Source organism: Rhodococcus sp. IEGM 1354 (assembly GCF_030056855.1).
GTDB lineage: Bacteria > Actinomycetota > Actinomycetes > Mycobacteriales > Mycobacteriaceae > Rhodococcoides.
The window spans coordinates 1-212 of the sequence record NZ_JASHKT010000095.1; the positions used below are offsets into that span (position 1 = coordinate 1).

The 212-nt window shown below is 74.1% G+C and carries 1 protein-coding gene; it reads right to left on the minus strand.

Going from position 1 to position 212, the window contains the following annotated elements:
* Window positions 1-212 (minus strand): hypothetical protein (locus QM588_RS25685; RefSeq protein ID WP_283317444.1); only part of this gene is annotated, 212 nt, incomplete at both ends.

Genomic DNA, 212 nt, shown 5'->3' on the forward strand with positions numbered 1-212 from the left:
ATGGCACCGTCGACGGCGAAGCGACCGCCGAGGCTGCCACCGATGCCACCGGCGATGTCGCCGCCCAGCACGGCTCCGGCTTCGGCGGATCCGCTCAGGGCTGCCGAGATGTATGCGGTGAGGTCGGCACCGACCGTTCCGAGTCCGGCGAGAGCGCCGCCGATCCCTGCGGTCAGCGCGGTCCCGAGGCCGCCGGCGATGTCCAGCCCGGC